Here is a 19,821-nt window from a genome sequence, read left to right as displayed (position 1 = left end):
GCCGGTACGTTACGCCGTCGCGGGCTGCGGCTGCGGCTCCTCGGACCCACCGGTGCCCGCGGCCGCGGCCTTGGCCGCCGCTTCCTCGCGGTCGCGCTTCTCGCGCCGGACCAGGATCACCCAGCCCACCGGCACGGCGGCGGTGAACAGCCACCACTGCACGGCGTAGGCCATGTGCGGGCCGATCGAGTCGTGGTCGGGCTCACCGACGGGCTCGGGGCTGCCGCCGGGAGGGACCGGTCCGGTCAGTTCCAGGTAGCCACCGAGCACCGGCTTCTTGAGGTACGCCGTCTGCTGCTCGCTGTTGATCAGCATCACCTGGCGGTCCGGGAGGCCCGTGCGGTCCCGGATCCCGCCGTCCCCGCTGCTCTCGTCGGCCTTCAGCCTCCCGGTGACCGTGACCTCGCCCGAGGGGGCGGCGGGCACCGGGGGATAGGCGCGCGGATCGCCGTTGCCCGGGACCCAGCCGCGGTTGACCAGCGCCACCCGGCCGTCACCCAGCACCAGCGGGGTGACGACCTGGAAGCCGACCTTCTCGTCGTTCGAGGTCCGCATGCGTACGACGACCTCGTGCGCGGTGTCGTAGGTGCCGGTGGCGGTGACGGCGCGCCAGAAATCGGCGCGGGGCACCGTGTGCCCCGGAGACGTCAGCTCGGTCATCGGAGCGGGCTTCGCGGACAGGTTCGCCGCGATCAGCTCGTTCTGGGCGACCCGGTGCTCATGGCGGTGGAACTGCCAGAACCCCAGCTGGATCATCGAGGGGATCAGGACGAGGGCCAGGAGGTGCAGGCCCAGCCACTGCCGGGTCAGTACAAAGCGGTACACGCCCCTGACGGTACCCCTCGCCGCGCGGGCCCCGGCCGCCGGGTGACCCGCGGCGGTGACCCGCCCGGGCCCGGGCGCCGGTCAGGCGCGGTCGACGACGCCCACCTTCCCCTCCGCGCGGGCGCAGTGCGCCCCGCAGAACCACTGCTGGTCGACCTCGACGCCCTGCCCGATGATCTGGACCCGGCAGTGCTCGCAGATGGGTGCCATGCGGTGGATGGCGCAGGAGAAGCAGTCGAAGACGTGCACCGCGCCCTGCGCGTGCACCTCGAAGGACATGCCGTAATCGTTTCCGCAAACCTCGCAACGTGCCATGCGCCACAGAGTGGGACCGGACGGGCCGGACGGGAAAGCGGTCGCCGGGCGAGTCGCCCGAGGGTCACCCGTCTGCCGCAGCCACGTCCCGCAGCAGCTGGGTGAAGGCGGCCTCGTCGACGACCGGGGTGCCGAAGGACGCGGCCTTGACCGTCTTCGACGTCGACGAGTCCGGGTCGTTGGTCACCAGCAGGCTGGTGAGCCGCGACACACTCGTCGCGATGTGCAGGCCCGCCTCGACCGCGCGGTCCTCCAGCAGCTCCCGGTCCACCGAGGTGTCTCCGGAGAACGCGATCCGCATGCCCTGCCGGAGCGGCTTGCCGTCCTCGTACCGCCCAGGGTTCGGGTGCGGGCACGGCGGCCGCTTGCGCGAGGGGCGCCAGCTGGACGCGCCGCCGTAGGAGGCCTGGTAGCCGACGCGCGGGGTGGCGGGGGTGTCCGACCACTCGGTCAGCGGGCGGCACTCCAGCAGCGGCAGCCGTACGCCGTCGCGCGCGGCCGCGTGCAGGGAGGGCCGGAAGGCCTCGGCCAGCACCCGCGCGTCGTCGAGCGCGTGGTGGGCGCGCTGCTGGACCACGCCGAAGTGCGCGGCGAGCGACTCCAGCTTGTGGTTGGGCAGCGGCAGGTTCAGTTCCTTCGACAGGGCGATGGTGCACAGCCGCTGACGGACCGGCGCGGTCGCCGCGGCCCGCGCGTACTCCCGGGCGATCATCTGCCAGTCGAAGATGGCGTTGTGCGCGACGAGCACGCGGTCCGCGAGCCGCCCGGCGAACTCCTCGGCGATCTCACCGAAGAGCGGCGCGTCCTGGAGCACGTCGGTGGTCAGTCCGTGGATCCAGACCGGTCCGGGATCGCGCTGCGGGTTGACCAGGGTGTACCAGTGGTCCTCCACATTGCCCCGCGCGTCCAGCCGGTAGACGGCGGCGGAGATTATCCGGTCGTCGCGCGCGAGCCCGGTGGTCTCCACGTCGACGACCGCGTACCCCTGCGGGTAGGCGGTCGGCCACGTCGTCTCTGCGGTCGTACGGTCGTCGGGCATGGTCACAGAGGATATCCGCCCCGACTGACACCCGGAGCCCGATGCCCCGTCAGTACCCGGGGAGGACGGTCCGCCGGCGGTCATCCGGCGGGGGCCAGGAGTCCCGCCACCAGGGTCCGCACCGACAGCAGGAACAGCCGCTCCGGATCCGCCGGACGGGCCAGGGCGCGGGAGAGCGCCGGGTCGTCGGGGGCCGCGGCCGGGTCCCAGACCTCGCCCTCGGCGGGGGACTGCGCGGGGGAGCGTTCGCGGTTGCGCTCGATGAGGACGGACCCGACGATCTGGAACTGCACCGCGCGGACCACGTCCGCGGCGCGCGCCCCGCGCAGCCCCGCCGCGTGCACCTCGTGCACGAGCGCCTGCTGCGCGGGCAGGAACATCCGCTCGGTCAGCCCGCGTTCGTGGACCATCGCGATCAGGTGCGGGCGCGCGCGCAGCTCGCGGCGCAGGATCCGGGCCACCGAGACGATCCGCTCGGCCGGGGTGCGGCCGGTGGGCCGGACGGCTCCCATGTCCCGGACGGTCCGCTCCACGAGGGCGTCGAGCAGCGATTCGCGGTTGCCGACGTGCCAGTAGATGGAGGTCACCGCGGTACCGAGTTCGGCGGCCAGTTTGCGCATGGTGAGGGCCGCCGGTCCGTGCTGCTTGACCAGGGACGCGGCGGCCTCCAGTACCTCCTCGCGGGTGAGCGAGCTTCTGGCCATCGTGGTCCCCGAATCTGTTGGTACGTCAGTTCTGGTCGGTGCAGCCCTCTTTACCCTTCATCGTCGGCAGTGTAACTGTGTTACAGAACCGACCGAAGGGTGGTGCTTCCCATGGCACGCGTACGGTACGGCGCGCGGACCGAAGCCGAGATCTCGGCCTCGCGCGAGAAGAGTTCCAAGCTCCCCGACATCTGGTCCACCGGTGTGGTGGCCGTCTGGGAGAGCGATCCGGACGTGATCGCCGCGGTGCTCCCGCCGCCGCTCAAGCCCGCCGACCGGCCGCTCGTACGGGCCAACATCAGCAAGGTCGACCTGCCGGGCTATCCGCTCGGCGCGGGCTCGGTGGCCGTCGCCGCCCAGCACGGCGGGGTCGAGGGCTGGTACCCGCTCGTCATGCCGATGACCCACGAGCGCGCCCTGATCGGCGGCCGCGAGGTGTTCGGCGAGCCGAAGAAGCTGGGCGAGGTGGCCGTCCAGCGCGACGGGCTCGTCGTCCAGGCCTCCCTCGCCCGGCACGGGATCGCCTTCGTCGAGGTGCGCGGCGCGGTGGACCGGGAGCTGCCCGTGCCCGAGCCCACCACCAAGACCGACTTCTACTTCAAGTTCCTGCCCGCCGTGGACGGCGAGGGCTTCGACGCGGACCCGGTCCTCGTGCACTGCACGCGCAACGAGAAGGTCCGCAAGCTGGAACACATCACCGGTGACATCGTCCTGAGGGAGTCGATGTTCGACCCGGTCGCGGACCTGCCGGTGCGCCGGATCGTCGAGATCACCATCGGCGAGAAGACCACCGACCAGAAGGGCAGGGTGGTCGAGCGGGTCAGCGCCCAAGCCCTCCTCCCGTACATCCACCAGCGCTACGACGACCCGATGCAGATCCTCGACGGGCCGCCCGAGGGGAGCGTCTGATGCGCCTCGAAGCCCGCCAGGTGGCCGTCGTCACCGGGGCCGCGAGCGGCATCGGCCTCGCCATGGCCCGCCGCTTCGCCGCCGAGGGCCTGAAGGTGGTCCTCGCCGACGTCGAGGAGGGGGCCCTGCGCAAGGCCGCCGACGAACTCGCCGCCGACGGAGCCGAGGTGCTCGCCCGGGCCGTCGACGTCAGCGACCGCGACTCCGTGCTCTCCCTCGCCGACGCCGCCTACGACACCTTCGGCGCGGTCCACGTGCTGTGCAACAACGCGGGCGTCGGCTCCGGCGCCGAGGGGCGGATGTGGGAGCACGAGCCCAATGACTGGAAATGGGCCTTCTCCGTCAACGTCTGGGGCGTCTTCCACGGCATCCAGGCCTTCGTCCCGCGCATGATCGCGGGCGGCGCCCCCGGCCACGTCGTCAACACCTCCTCCGGCGACGGCGGCATCGCCCCGCTGCCCACCGCCTCCGTGTACGCCGTCACCAAGGCGGCCGTGGTCACCATGACCGAGTCGCTGTACGCCCACCTCAAGGCCGAGGGCGTGGACGTCGGCGCCTCCGTCCTCTTCCCCGGCCCGCACATGCTGCGCACCGGACTGTGGGAGTCCCACCGCAACCGGCCCGACCGGTACGCCAAGGAACGCCCGCGCAAGGCGCCGTACCGCAGCCTCGACCAGTACGAGACGGCGATGAGGCAGGCCGGGCACGACGTGAACTTCACCCCGGTCGAGGACGTCGCCGAGCACGTGGTCGATGGCATCCGCGCCGACCGCTTCTGGATGCTCCCGGCCAGCGAGCACAGCGACCGGCAGATCCGCGCCCGGTCGCAGTCCATGCTCGACCGCGCCAACCCCGGTTACCTGGAGAGCTTCATCCTCGACTGAGGAGCCGTGCAGTGAGTGACATACCGTACGAAGACCCGTATCTGATCATCTCCTCCGACTGCCACGCGGGCCTGCCCACCGAGCGGTACCGCCCCTATCTGGACCGCCGCTTCCACCCCCAGTTCGACGCGTTCCTCGGCCAGCGCGACGCCCGCCGCGAGGAGGCCACCCGCCTGGGCATCCGCAACGAGGCCTTCGCGGAGAAGTGGTTCCACGACAACGAGGAAGGGCTGCGCGGCGGCTGGGACCCCGCGCAGCGGCTCAAGGAACTCGACGGCGACGGCGTGGCCGCCGAGGTGGTCTTCCCCGACGCCGACGCGGTCGACAGCCAGACCGCCGCGCCCTTCGGCGTGGGCCTCGGGCTCTCCGGCGACCAGGATCCCGAGCTGGGCATGGCGGGCGCGCAGGCGCACAACCGCTGGCTCGCCGAGTTCGTCTCCCAGAACCCAGAGCGGCACTGCGGGGTGGCCCTGCTGCCCATCACGGGCGAGCCCGACCGGGTCGTCGCCGAGATCCACCGGGCCAAGGAGTCCGGACTCGGGGCCCTGATGATCCCGTCCATGTGGGTGGACAAGGCGCCCTACCACGACCGCCGTTACGACCCCGTGTGGGCGGCGGCGGCCGAGACCGCGATGCCGATCGTCACCCACTCGGGGGCCGCGCCGCGCCACGAGTACGGCGACCACCTCGGCATCTACGTCTCCGAGGTCACCTGGTGGCCCGCCCGCCCCCTGTGGTTCCTGCTCTGGTCGGGGGTCTTCGAGCGCCACCCCGGCCTGAAGTTCGGGGTGGCCGAGTCCGGCTGCTGGTGGCTGCCGAACCAGCTGTGGTTCATGGACCGGCTCTACCTCGGCGCGCACGGCGGCAAGAAGCTCTCGCCGTTCGCCGAGCTGAAGCGCCCGCCGAGCGAGTACCTGGACCGGCAGGTCTTCGTGTGCGCGACCAACACCAAGCGCCGTGAACTGGCGCAGCGCTACGAGATCGGCGTGGACAACATCCTGTGGGGCTCGGACTTCCCGCACCCCGAGGGCACCTGGCCGAACACGCGCACCTGGCTGAAGAACACCTTCCACGACATCCCGGTCGAGGAGACCCGCCGGATGCTGGGCCTGGCCGCCGCCGAGGTCTTCGGCTTCGACACCGCCGCGCTCGGCCCCCTGGCGCGCCGGATCGGCCCGACCCCGGCCGAACTGGGCCAGGGCGCCGACCAGGCGGCCGTGGCGGCTTCCTGGTCCCGCTCCCGCGAGACCGGCCGCCACTGGCTGACCGGGAGCGACTTCCCGGTGCTGGGGGTGGACCAGTGACGTCCGACGACCGCTACACGGTCATCTCGGCGGACTGCCACGCGGGCGCCGACCTGCTGGACTACAAGCCGTACCTGGAGGAGCGCCACCACGAGGAGTTCGACGCCTGGGCCGCCGCCTACGTCAATCCGTACGAGGACCTCCTGGCCGACACCGCCGACCGGAACTGGAACTCCCGGCGGCGCCTGAGCGACCTGGAGGCGGACGGGATCGTCGCGGAAGTCCTCTTCCCGAACACCATCCCGCCCTTCTTCCCCAGCACCGCCCTGATGGCGCCGCCCCCGACCGCCGCCGAGTTCCAGCTCCGCTGGGCCGGGCTGCGGGCGCACAACCGCTGGCTCGCCGACTTCTGCGCGGACGCCCCCGGGCGCCGGGCCGGAGTGGGGCAGATCCTGCTGAACGACGTCGAGGAGGCGGTCCGGGAGATCCGGCGCACCAAGGAGGCCGGGCTCACGGGCGGGATCCTGCTGCCGGGCGCCCCGCCGGGCAGCGGTGTCCCGGAGCTGTACTCACAGGTGTACGACCCCTTGTGGGCGGTCTGCGCGGAACTGGACGTGCCGGTCAACCACCACGGCGGCTCGGCCTCACCGCCGCTGGGCGACGAACCGGCGGCCCGGGCCGTCTTCATGGTGGAGACCACCTGGTTCTCCCACCGCGCCCTGTGGCACCTCGTCTTCGGCGGTGCCTTCCGCCGTCACCCGGACCTCACACTGGTCCTCACGGAGCAGGGCTCCGGCTGGATCCCGGGCGTCCTGGACATGCTGGACTACTACCACGCCCGTCTGGTGAACGCGGCCGCCCGGGCCACCACCGCCGAGTCCAAGTTCGGCGCTGGCCTCGCGGAGTCGATGGGCAAGGGCCCCAGCGAGGTCTGGCGGGACAACTGCTTCGTGGGCGCGAGCTTCATGCGCCCCCACGAGGTGCCGCTGCGCGACCGGATCGGCCTCGACAAGATCATGTGGGGCAGCGACTACCCCCATGACGAGGGCACCACGCCCTACTCCCGGGAAGGGCTGCGCATCGCCTACGCGGGCCTGCCCCGGGAGGAGGTCGCGGCCATGGTCGGCGGCAACGCGGCCCGGGTCTACGGGTTCGACCTGCCCTTCCTGGACAAGCTGGCCGCCCAGCACGGCCCGCTCGTCTCGGAGGTCGCCGAGCCCCTGACGGAGATCCCGCCGCAGGCCACCAGCCCGGCCTTCGCCCGCGGCGCCTCCGTCCGCGTCTGGTAGCGGCGCCTCCCCGCCGGGCGGCCCGGGTGCGCCCCACCCGAGCCGCCCGGGTACGCCCCACCCGTGCGGCCCGGCCGGGGCGGTCAGTTCCCGACGTACCCGAGCCGCCCGGCCGGGGCGGTCAGTTCCCGACGTACCCGAGCCGCCCGGCCGGGGCGGTCAGTTCCCGACGTACCCGAGCCGCTCGGGCGGGGCGGTCAGTTCCCGACGTACGTGAGCCGCTCGGGCGGGATCCGCTCCGCCCCGGTGAAGGTGGTGCGCCGGTCCAGCTCCACGGTCAGCCCGTCCAGGGCCGCGAGCGGGGACAGGTCGACCGGGCCGGAGCACTCGGTCAGCGTCAGCCGCCGCAGCGCCGGGAACTCGGCGACCGCCTCCAGCGTGCCCTCGATCCCGCAGCGGCGCAGGTGCAGCCCGGTCAGCCAGCGGTACGGGGTGAGGGCGGCGACCGACACCGGCGCGGTGTGCCGGATCTCCAGGCTCCGCAGCCCGCCCAGCGGCAGCCGGGCGACCAGCTGCCCGTACTGCCAGGGCCCGGCGATCGTCAGGCTCTCCACCCCCGGCCAGCGGTCGATCCCGTCCAGGGTCAGCCCGCGGGCGCCCTGCCACAGCGACAGCGAGGTCAGGGTCCCGGCGGCCGGGACGTCCCCGATCCGGCGCTCCCGGGGCTCGTACCCGATGACGAGCGAGCGCAGCCCGGTGACCTCGGCCAGCGGGGCGAGCGAGAGGCCGTCCCGAAGGTAGCCGAAGGCGAGGCTGTCCGCCGGTATGTCGCCGACCGCCTCGATGCCGGTGAGGTTCGGGCAGTCGTAGACCCCGAGGTGGCGCAGCGCGGGGAGGTCCGTCAGCTCCGAGAGGCCGGTCAGCCCGGGACTGCGGTGCAGGACCAGCCATTCCAGGTCACGGCGTGCGGTGACGGCCGGCGGCACCTCCTTGTCCCAGGTGAGGTGGAGCCGCCGGATGTGCGGGAGCCGTTCGAAGGCGGCCAGCTGCTCGGGGGTGCTGACGTGCAGGTGCGCGCTGCGGACCGGGGCGTCGGCGAGCACCGCGTCCGCGAAGTCCTCGGTGGGGAAGAGGCCCCACGAGCCGCAGATCTCGTGGCTCACCTCATAGCGGTCGTCCCGCCGGAAGCCGGCGATCACCTGGAGCGCCCGGTCCCCGCCGACCAGGGCCGCCGTGCGGATCGTCGCGGCCGCCTCGGCCTCGGTGAGGTCCGCGGGCTCCGGCAGCAGCTCCAGGACCAGCTCGCCCGCCTTGGCCAGTTCCTCGGCCTGGCGCACCGAATGCGGCGGCAGCAGGTGGGCGGTGCGGGTCTCCACCTCCCGCCACACCTCCGGGTCCAGTTCCGGGGCGTGCTCCAGGCAGGCGGCCGCGAGCAGCACCAGCCGGCTGCTGTCCCGTTTGGCGCGGTCGGCCCGGCGCAGCAACTGGCGCAGCAGCCGGGCCCGTTCGTCGGGCCGGGCGTGACCGACCGCCATCCGGATGACGTCGTACCAGTCGTCCTCGTGGGCGTTGCGGACCAGGACGCCGAAGTCCCGCGCCTCGACGGCCGCCTTGGCGCCCAGGTAGTCGCGGAAGGTGCGGTGGACGAAGTGCACCGAGCCCGGGACCGGCTCGCGCAGCAGGCCGCTGCGGATCAGCAGGTGCCGGAAGACCTGCCGGGCAGTGCCCTGGGCCCGGGCCTGCGGCATGGCGTCCAGCCACTCGTCGACCATCTCCACGGCCTCGTCGCAGTCCGCCTCGACCTGGCCGTTGCGGATCAGCCAGTAGGCGAGCCGCTGGAGCAGCAGGGTCTGCTCGTCCCGGGTGAGGTAGACCCCCTCGACGCTGATGATCTCCCGTTCGCTGTCCCGGCGGACGAGCAGCATGTCGAGGGCGGCGTCGTACAACTCCTTGCGGGCGCGCGGCAGGTGCATGTGCCGGTCCCGGTTCAGCGCGCACAGCAGCGCGCACATCAGGGGGTTGGTGGCGAGCCTGCCGAGGTCCCGGCGCAGCCGCACCGCCTGGCCCAGCGAGGTCTCGTAGCGGTCCAGTTCGGCCCGGCCCTCGGCGGATCCGCATTCCGCGCGCGCCGCGTCGTGCCAGTGCGTCAGGAACGCCTGGACGTCCTTGCGTTCCATCGGCAGCAGGGACATGGGGGCGAAGGCGTGGCCCGAGAGCCAGTCGTCGCGCACCGCGGAGGGCCTGGTGGTGACGATGTACCGGGCCTCGGGATAGGCGTCGACCAGCGACCAGATCCACGCCTCGGTCCGGTTGCGCAGCCGCTGCGGTACCTCGTCGACCCCGTCGATCAGGATCAGGGCCCGTCCGGCGCGCAGCACCGAACTGACCCAGCCGGGCGGCGCCTCCCCGTGGAGCGGTATCCCGCAGGCGCGCAGGAAGTCCTCCGGCATCGGCAGCGCGTCGCGCGAGGTGAAGGAGCGCAGCCGCAGGACGAAGGGTACGTAGGCGTTGAGCTCGCGCAGTTCCGGGCCGAAGCTGCGGCGGGCCGCGTTCAGCGCCAGCCACTGGACGAGGGTGCTCTTGCCCGATCCGGCGGGCCCGCGCAGCAGGACGCGTCCGGAGGTGCTCAGCGCCGTCTCGACGGTGGTCACCGCCTGCCGCCCCAGCTCCTCGTACGGCTGGTCGCCGCTGACCGAGAGGCTGATGTAGGCCAGGTCCAGCGGCCAATCCTGGCGGGCCTGGCTGAAGGTCAGCCCGTACAGCTCCAGGCGCCCGTGGGCCACCGCGATGTAGGCCGCGTACCGCTCCTCGAAGTCCGCCGCCGCCGATCCGGGCGCGGGACCCAGCCCGGCCGTACGGCGTCCAGCTCGCGGCCCAGGTCCCCGGTGCGCCGGATCACCTCCAGGTCCGCGCGGGCGCCGAAGCCCGGCAGGGTGGTGACGTACTCGACGGCGTGCCGGCAGCACAGTTCCAGCAGCTCCCCGTAGAGTGCCCGCGCCGCGTCGCCCAGGCCCGGCGGCGGGCCGGGCAGCGCCGCGGCGAGCCGGTCCGGGTCGAGGTCCAGCGCGAACAGGGCGTCCGGGTCCAGTGCGCCGAGCCCGGCGAAGGCGTCCTGTACGGCGTCCAGCGCGGCCAGCCGTTCGTGCTCGGGGAGCCGGGAGCCGGGGGTGTGCAGGCGACCGGCGAGGGTGGTGGTGAGGCGGGCCAGTTCCGCCTCGCCGAGTTCCGCCGGGCGGCGCCAGCGCGGGGCCGGGCGGGCCGGATCGGCCGTGGTGCCCGCCCCCGGAGCCTGCGCCAGCAGCGTTTTGACGAGCGCGCCCAGCGCCGTGCCCGCCACTTTCAAGAGAACCGTCTCTAAACCGCTCACATGGCCTCCCCGCCCCGGTCGGACAGTATCTCCGGTACCGCGGGTAACACCGTTGAATACCGATCGGTAACAACATCTAGCGGGCCGGTGGAACGCGCCTCTATGGTGCGGACATGCCGAACCTGCCCAATGTCGTGCTGTGGTCCATACCTGCCTTCGTGCTGCTCACGGTCATCGAGCTGGTGAGCTACCGGCTCCATCCCGACGAGGACGCCGCCGGGTACGCGGCCAAGGACGCCGTGACCAGCGTGGGCATGGGCCTGGGCAGCCTCGTCTTCGACCTGCTGTGGAAGATCCCGACCGTCGCGATCTACACGGCGGTCTACGAACTCACCCCGCTGCGCGTGCCCGTGCTGTGGTGGACGGTTCCGCTGATGCTGCTCGCCCAGGACTTCCTCTACTACTGGCAGCACCGCGGGCACCACGTCATCCGTGTCCTGTGGGCCTGCCACGTGGTGCACCACAGCAGCCGCAAGTTCAACCTCACCACCGCCCTGCGCCAGCCCTGGACGAGCGCCACCTCCTGGCCGTTCTACCTGCCGATGATCGCGCTGGGCGTCCACCCCGCCGCCGTGGCCTTCTGCTACTCGGTCAACCTCGTCTACCAGTTCTGGATCCACACCGAGCGCATCGGCAAGCTGCCCCGCGCCGTCGAGTACGTCTTCAACACCCCCTCCCACCACCGGGTCCACCACGCCTCGCAGGGCGGCTACCTGGACCGCAACTTCGCCGGGATCCTGATCGTCTGGGACCGGATGTTCGGTTCCTGGGTGGGGGAGACCGAGCGGCCCGAGTTCGGCCTCACCAAGAACATCGAGACCTACAACCCGCTGCGCGTGGCCACCCACGAGTACGCCGCCATCGCCCGGGACGTACGGGCCGCCACCAGCTGGCGCGAGCGGGCCGGGCGGGTCTTCGGCGGCCCGGGCTGGCAGCCCGCCGGCGCCGCCGTGCCCGCTCCCGCGGCTCCTGCGGCTCTTGCGGCTCTTGCGGCTCCCGCCGCTCCCGCCGCTCCCGTGGTCACGGCCACCGCCGGCGCCGCCGAGCCCGCCGCGTGAGCGCCCCGGCCGCGCCGCGCCCCGTACCCCGTCCCGCGCCGCGCCGCGCCGCCCTGGGCCGCGCCGCCCTGGCCGGGTTCGTCGTCGCCACCGCCGCCGACCTGGGCTCCCTGCTCGCCGGGTGGGAGACCGGGCACCAGGTCTTCAAGCCCCTGCTGATGCCCCTGCTCATCGGGTACGCGCTCAGCCGCCGCGCCCCCCGCGCGCTGACCGGCGCCCTGCTCTTCGGCTGGGGCGGAGACCTGGCGCTGCTCTTCGACGCCGACCCCGCCTTCCTCCTCGGCATGGGCTCCTTCGCCCTCGGGCACGTCTGCTACCTGGTGCTCTTCGGGCGGCGCCCGGTCTCCCCGCTCGCCGGGGCGGCGTACGCCCTCGCGCTCGTCACCACCGTCTGCCTGCTCTGGGGGGACCTCCCGCCGGAGCTGCGGATCCCGGTCGCCGGATACAGCCTCCTGCTCACCGCGATGGCCTGGCGGTCCGGGGCGCTGGGGTGGCGGGCCGGGCTCGGCGGGGCGCTGTTCCTGCTCTCGGACACGCTCATCGCCACCGGGGTCGCCGACTGGCCGCAGCTGCCCCGGCCCGACTTCTGGGTGATGGCGACCTACGCGGCGGCGCAGTACCTGCTGGCTGACGGAGCCCTCGCGGGCGACCGGGCGTACCGTAGGGAAGTCCTACCAGTCTGACCGCTCTGGCCACTCTGATTCCCTGAAGTAACCGAAGGACCGCACCATGCGCGCCACCGTCATCCATGCCCCGCACGACATCCGCGTGGAGGAGGTGCCCGACGCCGCGGTCCAGCGGCCCGAAGACGCCGTCGTCCGCGTGCTGCGCGCCTGCATCTGCGGCAGCGACCTGTGGGCCTACCGGGGCGAGGCCAAGCGGCAGCCGGGCCAGCGCATCGGGCACGAGTTCGTCGGCATCGTCGAGGAGACCGGCTCCGCCGTCTCCGGGGTGCGCGCGGGCGACCTCGTCGTGGCCCCCTTCATGTGGTCCGACGGCACCTGTGCCTACTGCGTCGAGGGTCTGCACACCTCCTGCGTGCACGGCGGCTTCTGGGGCTCGGTGGGCTTCGACGGCGGCCAGGGCGAGGCCGTGCGCGTCCCGCACGCCGACGGCACCCTCGTGAAGCTGCCCGCCGCGGCCGCCTCCGACGAGCACCTCCTCACCGGGCTGCTCGCGCTCTCCGACGTCATGGGCACCGGGCACCACGCGGCCCTGGGCGCGGGCGTCCGCAAGGGCTCCACGGTCGCCGTGGTCGGTGACGGCGCGGTCGGCCTGTGCGGCGTACTGGCCGCCAAGCGCCTGGGCGCCGAGCGGATCATCGCGCTGGGCCGCCACGAGGCCCGCACCGACATAGCCCGCATCTTCGGGGCCACCGACGTGGTCGCCGAGCGCGGAGAGGCCGCCGAGGCGGCCGTACGGGAACTGACCGGCGGCCAGGGCGCGCACGCGGTCATCGAGGCCGTCGGCACCGAGCAGTCCATGCGCACCGCCGTGAACATCACCCGCGACGGCGGGGCCATCGGGTACGTCGGCGTGCCGCACGGCAGCGGTACGGGCCTGGACCTCGGGGTCATGTTCGACCGCAACATCACCCTGCGCGGCGGTGTGGCCCCGGTCCGGGCCTACATCCCGGAGCTGCTGGAGGACGTACTGAACGGCGCGATCGACCCGGCGCCGGTCTTCGACCGGACCGTGGCCCTGGCCGAGGTGCCGGACGGCTACCGCGCGATGGACGACCGCAGCGCCCTCAAGGTCATGATCAAGCTCTGACCGGAGTGACATGAGGAGGGGCCGGGCGGGAACACTCCCCCCCGGCCCCTCCTCATGTCGTCCGGCCGTCCCGCCCGGTTACTTCACCGCGTCGAGGGCGTTGACCATGCCCGCGCCGTAGTAGTTCGTCTGGCCCCACTTGGCCTTGCAGGTGGCCGCGTCGATCAGGGCGCCGGTCGCGTCGTAGATCTTGTCCGGGCAGCTCTTCGGGTCGGCCTGTGCCTTGAGCATCGCCTGGAGCTGCGAGGGCGCGGCCCAGGGGTACTTGCTCTTGAGCAGCGCCAGGACGCCCACCACGTGCGGGGTCGCCATCGAGGTGCCCTGCTTGTAGCCGTAGCCGCCGCCCGGCAGGGTCGACAGGACCCGCCCGTTGGCGTCCGGGGTGGCCGGGACCTGCCACTTGTCGCCGCCCGGCGCGGTCACGTCGGCCACGCCGAGCCCGTAGCTGGAGTAGTACGAGCGCAGGCCCTGGTCGCCGGTGGCCGTCACCGTGACCACGCCCGGCAGCTGCGCGGGCAGCGAGAGGCAGACCTTCGGGTCGATGGTGCGCGGTACCGGGGTCGCGTCGTCGGGGCTGGTCCCGTCCAGGATGGAGGGCGCGGCCAGGTCCCAGTTCGCGTTGCCCGCCGCGGCCACGGTCAGGGTGCCCTTGCGCTCCGCGTAGCGGCTGGCCCGGGTGAGTGCCTCGACGAGGGCCTTCTGGTCGTCGTCCGTCTTGCAGTTGAAGTACCAGGGGTCGACGTAGTAGCTGTTGTTCGTCACCGCGATGTGGTGCTCGGCGGCGAACACGAACCCGCAGACGACCGCCTCGGTGAAGAACAGGCTGGTCCCGGGCTCGGCCACCTTGATCGCGGCGACCTTCACCCCGGGCGCCACCCCGCTGATGCCGATGCCGTTGCGGGCGGCCGCGATGGTCCCGGCCACGTGGGTGCCGTGGTCGCTGCCGTCGGCATACGGGCGCCAGGCTCCCTCGGTGGTGTCCGCGACCCCGCCGACGCAGTTGGCCGACTGCCCCTTCGAGAAGTTCGCCGCCAGATCGGGGTGGGTGTCGTCGACCCCCGTGTCGATGACGCCCACCGTGACGTCCGGGCTGCCGTCATTGATCTTTTGTGCCTGGTCGGCCTTGATCGCCCGCAGGTCCCACTGGTTGGGCTCCAGCGGCTCCTCGCCCGGCGCGGCCTGCGCCGCGGCCTTGGCTGCGTCCGCCGCGCTGAGCTTCTGGGTGGTGCCCTCCTCGTCGGTCTGCACCGCCTTGAGCGGGGCCGTACGGGTGGCGCCCACCGAGACCACCAGAGAGCGCTGGGCCCGCAGGACCTTGGCGAAGTCGGGGTTCTGGGAGTGGGCGACGACGACCCCGATCTGCTCATAGGCCGTCACCACCGTGCCACCGGCGCGCTCGACGGCCTTCTTCGCCTCCTTGGCCGTGGCGTACGCGGTCAGGTTCACCACGTACGACAGCTCCGGTCCCGAGGCGGTGGGCTCGGCGGAGGCAGCCGCTCCCAGCGGTGCGGCGGAGGCCGCCACCGAGGGGAGGAAGGCGAGCGAAGCCGTGAGCGCCAGGCCGACGGGCACGGCGAGCGCGCGCCTGCGGACGGTTCCCAGATGAGCCATGGGGTCTCCACATCATCGTGAAAAAGCCGTCCTGACACGGATGTGCGTCAGGACGGGTTCATGACAGGTGAAGCTAGCGCCGGTGTTCGGCTCCGCGCCATCAGTTCGAGAAAACAGTCCCCGTTCCGGCCGATCCGGAAGCCCACTCTCCGAAGATTCAGCGGGTGTTGAACCGTCTCGTTGCGCCGACCGTGCCGTTGACAGGGGGGATCAGCGTCACCGTCGCCCCTCATGGAGGTCGTCTTGTCCGTCGTCCCCACCGCACCCGCGCCACAAGGAGAGCCGCCCGTGACCACCGAAACAGCGCCGCCCCCCGACGGCCCGGGTGCCGTCGGCCCCGACCACCACCCGGGCCCCACGGTCGCAGCGTTCGTCCAGGAGCAGCAGAGCGCCGAGTTCGCCGCCCTGCGCCGCTCCCACCGCTCCTTCGCCTTCCCCCTCACCATCGGGTTCGTCGCCTGGTACCTGCTGTTCGTGTTCCTCTCGAACTACGCGGGCGGCTTCATGGGGACCAAGCTCTTCGGCAACGTCAACGTGGCGCTGGTCCTCGGCCTCGCCCAGTTCGCCAGCACCTTCCTCATCGCCTGGCTCTACTCGCGGCACGCCTCGGCGAAGCTCGACCCCAAGGCCGAGGCCATCAAGTCCCGCATGGAGGCCGAAGCGTGAGCAGTACCACCCTCGTCCAGCTCGCCGCCGGTTCGACCACCGAGCACCGGCCGCTGATCGTCACCCTCTTCGCGGTGTTCGTCGCCGCCACCCTCGGCATCACCGTCTGGGCCGGACGCCATACCAAGAGCGCCTCCGACTTCTACGCGGGCGGCCGCCAGTTCACCGCCTTCCAGAACGGCCTCGCGGTCTCCGGCGACTACATGTCCGCCGCGTCCTTCCTCGGCATCGCCGGAGCCATCGCCCTCTTCGGCTACGACGGCTTCCTGTACTCCATCGGCTTCCTGGTCGCCTGGCTGGTGGCGCTCCTCCTGGTCGCCGAACCGCTGCGCAACGCGGGCCGCTACACGATGGGCGACGTCCTCGCCTACCGGATGCGCCAGCGCCCGGTGCGCACCGCCGCGGGAGCCTCCACCATCGTCGTCTCGATCTTCTACCTGCTCGCCCAGATGGCCGGGGCCGGTGTGCTGGTCTCGCTGCTCCTCGGGATCACCAGCGACGCGGGCAAGATCCTGATCGTCGCGCTGGTCGGCGTACTGATGATCGTGTACGTCACGATCGGCGGCATGAAGGGCACCACCTGGGTGCAGATGGTCAAGGCCGTGCTGCTCATGGCGGGCGCGCTGCTCATGACCTTCCTGGTGCTGCTGAAGTTCAACTTCAACATCTCCGACCTGCTCGGAACGGCCGCCGAGAAGAGCGGCAAGGGCGCCGCGTTCCTGGAGCCCGGACAGAAGTACGGCGCGACCGGGACCTCCAAGCTGGACTTCATCTCGCTCGGCCTCGCCCTGGTCCTCGGCACCGCGGGCCTTCCGCACATCCTGATCCGCTTCTACACCGTGCCCACCGCCAAGGCCGCCCGCAAGTCCGTGAACTGGGCCATCGGCATCATCGGCGCCTTCTACCTGATGACCATCGCGCTCGGCTTCGGCGCGGCGGCCCTCATCGGACCGAAGGAGATCAAGGCGAAGAACCCGGCGGGCAACGCGGCCGCACCCCAACTCGCCGAGTACCTGGGCGGCGTCGGCACCACCGGGGGAGCGGTCCTGCTCGCCGTCATCTCGGCGGTCGCCTTCGCGACCATCCTCGCCGTGGTCGCCGGGCTCACCCTCGCCTCCTCCTCGTCCTTCGCGCACGACATCTACGCGAACGTGATCCGCAAGGGGAAGGCGACGGAGAAGGAGGAGATGCGGGCCGCCCGCTGGTCCACCGTCTTCATCGGCGCGGCCGCCATCCTGCTCGGCGCCTTCGCCCGCGACATGAACGTGGCGGGCCTGGTCGCCCTGGCCTTCGCGGTTGCCGCCTCCGCGAACCTGCCGACGATTCTCTACAGCCTCTTCTGGAAGCGCTTCACCACCCAGGGCGCGCTGTGGTCCATCTACGGCGGCCTGGTCTCGTCGGTTGTCCTGGTGCTGTTCTCCCCGGTCGTGTCCGGAAAGCCCACCTCGATGTTCAAGCACGCCGACTTCTACTGGTTCCCGCTGGAGAACCCGGGCCTCATCTCCATCCCGCTCGGCTTCCTCCTCGGCTGGCTGGGGACGCTGCTCTCCAAGGAGCCGGCCGACCCCCAGAAGTTCGCGGAACTGGAGGTCCGGTCCCTTACCGGAACGGGCGCGCACTGACACTGTGCTCACATGAGAAGCGTGCTCACATGAGAAGCGTGCTCCGGCGTGAAGCGTGCTCCTGTGAGAGGGGCCGAACACCCAGCGTGGCCGTGTCGTACTTCCCTACGACACGGCCACACCGCGTCTCGTTCCTTCGGGCAGCGCTTCATGTCACAACCGTCGCGTAGGCTCGAGTACAACGCTCGCATTTATCCAAAGCGGCGAAAACCTCTGTAGAACCGGACAGGGAAGGGGGCCCACAGTGCTCATCGACACCTTCGGCCGCGTGGCCACTGACCTGCGCGTTTCGCTCACCGACCGGTGCAACCTGCGCTGCACGTACTGCATGCCGGAAGAGGGGCTGCAGTGGCTGGGCAAGCCGGACCTGCTCACCGATGACGAGATCGTCCGCCTGATCCGGATAGCCGTCACCAGCCTCGGCATCACCGAGGTCCGCTTCACCGGCGGGGAACCGCTGCTCCGCCCCGGCCTGGTCGGGATCGTCGAGCAGTGCGCCGCCCTGGAGCCCCGCCCCCGGATGTCCCTCACCACCAACGGCATCGGCCTCAAGCGCACCGCCGCCGCCCTCAAGGCGGCGGGCCTGAACCGGGTCAACGTATCGCTCGACACCCTGCGGCCCGAGGTGTTCAAGACCCTCACCCGCCGTGACCGCCACAAGGACGTCATCGACGGCATGGCCGCCGCCCGCGAGGCGGGGCTGATCCCGGTCAAGGTCAATGCTGTCCTGATGCCCGGGCTCAATGACGACGAGGCCCCCGACCTGCTCGCCTGGGCCGTGGCCAACGAGTACGAACTGCGCTTCATCGAGCAGATGCCGCTCGACGCCCAGCACGGCTGGAAGCGCGACGGCATGATCACCGCCGGGGACATCCTCGCCTCGCTGCGCACCCGCTTCACCCTCACCGAGGAAGGCGCCGACGAGCGCGGCTCCGCCCCCGCCGAACGCTGGGTGGTCGACGGCGGCCCCGCCACCGTCGGCGTCATCGCCTCCGTGACCCGGCCGTTCTGCGGCGCCTGCGACCGGACCCGGCTCACCGCCGACGGCCAGGTGCGTACGTGCCTGTTCGCCACCGAGGAGTCCGACCTGCGCGCGGCCCTGCGCTCCGGCGCCTCGGACGAGGAGGTCGCCCGCCTGTGGAAGGTGGCGATGTGGGGCAAGAAGGCGGGCTCCGGTCTGGACGACCCCGCCTTCCTCCAGCCCGACCGCCCGATGTCGGCGATCGGCGGCTAGTACCGCGTCAGGCACCGTTCGCCCCGGGGGAACCCGTACGACGGTGGCGCGGAGGGCTCGGAACGGCCGGTCAGTACGGTCGTTCCGAGCCCTCCGGCTGTACCCACTCGTCGATCTTCACGACGTCCTTGAGGAATCCCCGGGCCCCCAGGAAATGGGTGAGGTGCTCCCGGTGCTCCTCGCAGGAGAGCCAGGTCTTGCGCCGCTCCGGAGTGTGCAGCTTCGGGTTGTTCCACGCCAGCACCCAGACCGCGGCATCGCGGCAGCCCTTGCCGGAACAGACGGGGGTCTCGCTCGTATCAGGGGAGTTCACAGCCTCAACCCTACAAACGATACGAACGGAAGGGCGACGCCGAGCAGCCACGGGGGGAGCTGCCCGGCGTCGGTCCGTCGCTCCGACGGGGGATGCGGAGCGCGTAGGCAGTATGTCACGCAGGACCCGGTGCGGTGCACCGGAACTTCATGATTGATCTGAGCTTTTCTTGAGGTTTCCCGGGTCCAGAGCGGGGCGCACAGGTGCCGGGATGAAGTGCGAGGGCAGCGAAGGCGTCGACTCGCGCCCCGCGTTCGCGATGACCACGGCGACGTACGGCAGCAGCGCGCCCACCACCAGCGTCACGATCGCCACAGGCCGTTCCACGTTCCACAGGACCACGGTCAGGATCACCGACAGCGTCCTGATCCCCATCGAAATCACGTACCGGCGCTCCCGGCCCCGCACGTCCTCGGCGAGGCCCTTGCGCGCTCCGGTGATCCGGAAGACCTCGGCACCGTTGCGCTTCTTCCGCTCCACGTTCCACCACCCGATCCGCCCGCCGGACGCTCCCCGGTCCGGACCCTTCCACCGTACGCCGCGTCCGTCGCGCCGAGGAGGGCGGGTATCGCCCGATTGGAGTCACCCGGAATGCGGGCCCGCGGGTCCGGCACGAGACTGTGCTGACATGCGCACATCGCGCCACGAGGAGGCGGCATGCATTGGTTGTGGGCGATCATCGTCGGGTTCGTGCTGGGTCTGATCGCCCGGGCGATCCTGCCCGGCAAGCAGCACCAGCCCCTCTGGCTGACCACCATTTTCGGCATCATCGGCGCCATCCTCGGCAACGCCGTCGCGGGCTGGATCGGCGTGCACGACACCAAGGGGATCGACTGGATCCGCCACCTGCTCCAACTGGCCGGGGCGGTCGTGGTCGTCGGGCTCGGTGACCTGGTCTACAACATGGTCAGGGGCAACAGGCGGCAGATGACCTGAGCGGGCCGCCCGCTCGTGACCTGAGCGCGCCGCCCGCCCACGGCGGAGGGGGCCGGACCGACCACGAGTACCTACACGCCCCCCCGCCGAGC

General features: G+C 71.8%; 20 protein-coding genes. 11 read left to right on the top strand and 9 right to left on the bottom strand.

Going from position 1 to position 19,821, the window contains the following annotated elements; translation table 11 throughout:
• Window positions 1-9: 9 nt before the first annotated feature.
• The 4 genes from QMF80_RS10650 to QMF80_RS10635 all read right to left on the bottom strand — a co-directional run bounded on the left by QMF80_RS10650 (window position 10) and on the right by QMF80_RS10635 (window position 2,883).
• The gene (locus QMF80_RS10650) at window positions 10-825 is read right to left on the bottom strand and encodes an SURF1 family cytochrome oxidase biogenesis protein (protein ID WP_283451971.1); all 816 of its coding nucleotides are present in this window, start codon (window positions 823-825) and stop codon (window positions 10-12) included.
• 81 nt (window positions 826-906) lie between these two features.
• Window positions 907-1,140, bottom strand: coding sequence for a metallothionein (locus QMF80_RS10645; protein ID WP_283451969.1), 234 nt, complete (start codon window positions 1,138-1,140; stop codon window positions 907-909).
• A 64-nt stretch (window positions 1,141-1,204) separates the two neighbouring features.
• Window positions 1,205-2,179 carry a DEDDh family exonuclease gene (locus QMF80_RS10640; RefSeq protein ID WP_283451967.1) on the bottom strand — a complete coding sequence of 325 codons (975 nt, stop codon included), beginning with the start codon at window positions 2,177-2,179 and terminating at the stop codon, window positions 1,205-1,207.
• An 80-nt stretch (window positions 2,180-2,259) separates the two neighbouring features.
• Window positions 2,260-2,883, bottom strand: coding sequence for a TetR/AcrR family transcriptional regulator (locus tag QMF80_RS10635; RefSeq protein ID WP_283451966.1), 624 nt, complete (start codon window positions 2,881-2,883; stop codon window positions 2,260-2,262).
• 111 nt (window positions 2,884-2,994) lie between these two features.
• On the opposite strand from QMF80_RS10635, the gene QMF80_RS10630 reads away from it, so the two are divergent.
• Genes QMF80_RS10630 through QMF80_RS10615 form a run of 4 tightly spaced genes read left to right on the top strand, consistent with a single transcriptional unit; the run spans window position 2,995 to window position 7,209 of the window.
• Window positions 2,995-3,792: an acetoacetate decarboxylase family protein gene (locus QMF80_RS10630; protein ID WP_283451964.1), complete on the top strand. Its 798-nt coding sequence runs from the start codon at window positions 2,995-2,997 to the stop codon at window positions 3,790-3,792.
• On the top strand, window positions 3,792-4,676 hold the full coding sequence (locus QMF80_RS10625; RefSeq protein WP_283451962.1) for an SDR family NAD(P)-dependent oxidoreductase: 885 nt from the start codon (window positions 3,792-3,794) through the stop codon (window positions 4,674-4,676). Before QMF80_RS10630 ends, QMF80_RS10625 begins: the two co-directional genes overlap by 1 nt.
• Before the next feature lie 11 nt (window positions 4,677-4,687).
• Window positions 4,688-5,980, top strand: a complete 1,293-nt coding sequence (locus QMF80_RS10620; RefSeq protein WP_502962818.1) for an amidohydrolase family protein — start codon at window positions 4,688-4,690, stop codon at window positions 5,978-5,980.
• The gene (locus QMF80_RS10615; RefSeq protein ID WP_283451960.1) at window positions 5,977-7,209 is read left to right on the top strand and encodes an amidohydrolase family protein; all 1,233 of its coding nucleotides are present in this window, start codon (window positions 5,977-5,979) and stop codon (window positions 7,207-7,209) included. Before QMF80_RS10620 ends, QMF80_RS10615 begins: the two co-directional genes overlap by 4 nt.
• A gap of 197 nt (window positions 7,210-7,406) precedes the next feature.
• Here the strand turns inward: QMF80_RS10615 and QMF80_RS10610 are convergent, their stop codons facing one another.
• Both QMF80_RS10610 and QMF80_RS10605 read right to left on the bottom strand, forming a co-directional pair.
• Entirely contained in the window at window positions 7,407-9,932 is a 2,526-nt protein-coding gene (locus tag QMF80_RS10610) for an NACHT domain-containing protein (RefSeq protein ID WP_283451957.1), read from the bottom strand.
• Window positions 9,899-10,516 (bottom strand): NACHT N-terminal Helical domain 1-containing protein, encoded by a 618-nt coding sequence (locus tag QMF80_RS10605; protein ID WP_283451955.1) that lies wholly within the window; start codon window positions 10,514-10,516, stop codon window positions 9,899-9,901. The genes QMF80_RS10610 and QMF80_RS10605 overlap by 34 nt, the downstream gene beginning before the upstream one ends.
• A 113-nt stretch (window positions 10,517-10,629) precedes the next feature.
• Between QMF80_RS10605 and QMF80_RS10600 the strand changes: the two genes are divergently transcribed.
• Genes QMF80_RS10600 through QMF80_RS10590 form a run of 3 tightly spaced genes read left to right on the top strand, consistent with a single transcriptional unit; the run spans window position 10,630 to window position 13,347 of the window.
• A complete protein-coding gene (locus tag QMF80_RS10600; RefSeq protein WP_283451953.1) occupies window positions 10,630-11,574 on the top strand; it encodes a sterol desaturase family protein in 945 nt (314 codons plus the stop codon).
• Complete coding sequence (locus tag QMF80_RS10595; protein ID WP_502962817.1) at window positions 11,571-12,257, top strand: lysoplasmalogenase; 687 nt, start codon at window positions 11,571-11,573, stop codon at window positions 12,255-12,257. Before QMF80_RS10600 ends, QMF80_RS10595 begins: the two co-directional genes overlap by 4 nt.
• Before the next feature lie 46 nt (window positions 12,258-12,303).
• On the top strand, window positions 12,304-13,347 hold the full coding sequence (locus QMF80_RS10590) for a zinc-dependent alcohol dehydrogenase family protein (RefSeq protein WP_283451952.1): 1,044 nt from the start codon (window positions 12,304-12,306) through the stop codon (window positions 13,345-13,347).
• A gap of 78 nt (window positions 13,348-13,425) precedes the next feature.
• On the opposite strand, the gene QMF80_RS10585 is transcribed toward QMF80_RS10590, so the two are convergent.
• Window positions 13,426-14,958 (bottom strand): S8 family peptidase, encoded by a 1,533-nt coding sequence (locus QMF80_RS10585; RefSeq protein ID WP_283451950.1) that lies wholly within the window; start codon window positions 14,956-14,958, stop codon window positions 13,426-13,428.
• Window positions 14,959-15,246: 288 nt separating this feature from the next.
• On the opposite strand from QMF80_RS10585, the gene QMF80_RS10580 reads away from it, so the two are divergent.
• From QMF80_RS10580 to moaA, 3 genes are all read left to right on the top strand, one after another.
• Window positions 15,247-15,624, top strand: a complete 378-nt coding sequence (locus QMF80_RS10580) for a DUF485 domain-containing protein (RefSeq protein ID WP_283451947.1) — start codon at window positions 15,247-15,249, stop codon at window positions 15,622-15,624.
• Window positions 15,621-17,246 (top strand): monocarboxylic acid transporter, encoded by a 1,626-nt coding sequence (locus tag QMF80_RS10575; protein ID WP_283451946.1) that lies wholly within the window; start codon window positions 15,621-15,623, stop codon window positions 17,244-17,246. Before QMF80_RS10580 ends, QMF80_RS10575 begins: the two co-directional genes overlap by 4 nt.
• 244 nt (window positions 17,247-17,490) lie before the next feature.
• The gene (moaA, locus tag QMF80_RS10570; RefSeq protein ID WP_283451944.1) at window positions 17,491-18,480 is read left to right on the top strand and encodes a GTP 3',8-cyclase MoaA; all 990 of its coding nucleotides are present in this window, start codon (window positions 17,491-17,493) and stop codon (window positions 18,478-18,480) included.
• 70 nt (window positions 18,481-18,550) lie between these two features.
• On the opposite strand, the gene QMF80_RS10565 is transcribed toward moaA, so the two are convergent.
• On the bottom strand, window positions 18,551-18,793 hold the full coding sequence (locus tag QMF80_RS10565) for a hypothetical protein (protein ID WP_283451942.1): 243 nt from the start codon (window positions 18,791-18,793) through the stop codon (window positions 18,551-18,553).
• A 147-nt stretch (window positions 18,794-18,940) separates the two neighbouring features.
• The gene (locus tag QMF80_RS10560) at window positions 18,941-19,273 is read right to left on the bottom strand and encodes a DUF3099 domain-containing protein (RefSeq protein ID WP_283451941.1); all 333 of its coding nucleotides are present in this window, start codon (window positions 19,271-19,273) and stop codon (window positions 18,941-18,943) included.
• Window positions 19,274-19,450: 177 nt separating this feature from the next.
• Between QMF80_RS10560 and QMF80_RS10555 the strand changes: the two genes are divergently transcribed.
• Window positions 19,451-19,729 carry a GlsB/YeaQ/YmgE family stress response membrane protein gene (locus tag QMF80_RS10555; RefSeq protein WP_283451939.1) on the top strand — a complete coding sequence of 93 codons (279 nt, stop codon included), beginning with the start codon at window positions 19,451-19,453 and terminating at the stop codon, window positions 19,727-19,729.
• Window positions 19,730-19,821: the final 92 nt, after the last annotated feature.

It is taken from the genome of Streptomyces sp. G-G2 (assembly GCF_030063135.1).
In the GTDB taxonomy this organism is placed as follows: domain Bacteria; phylum Actinomycetota; class Actinomycetes; order Streptomycetales; family Streptomycetaceae; genus Streptomyces.
This window is presented reverse-complemented; position numbering and strand designations above follow the sequence as displayed.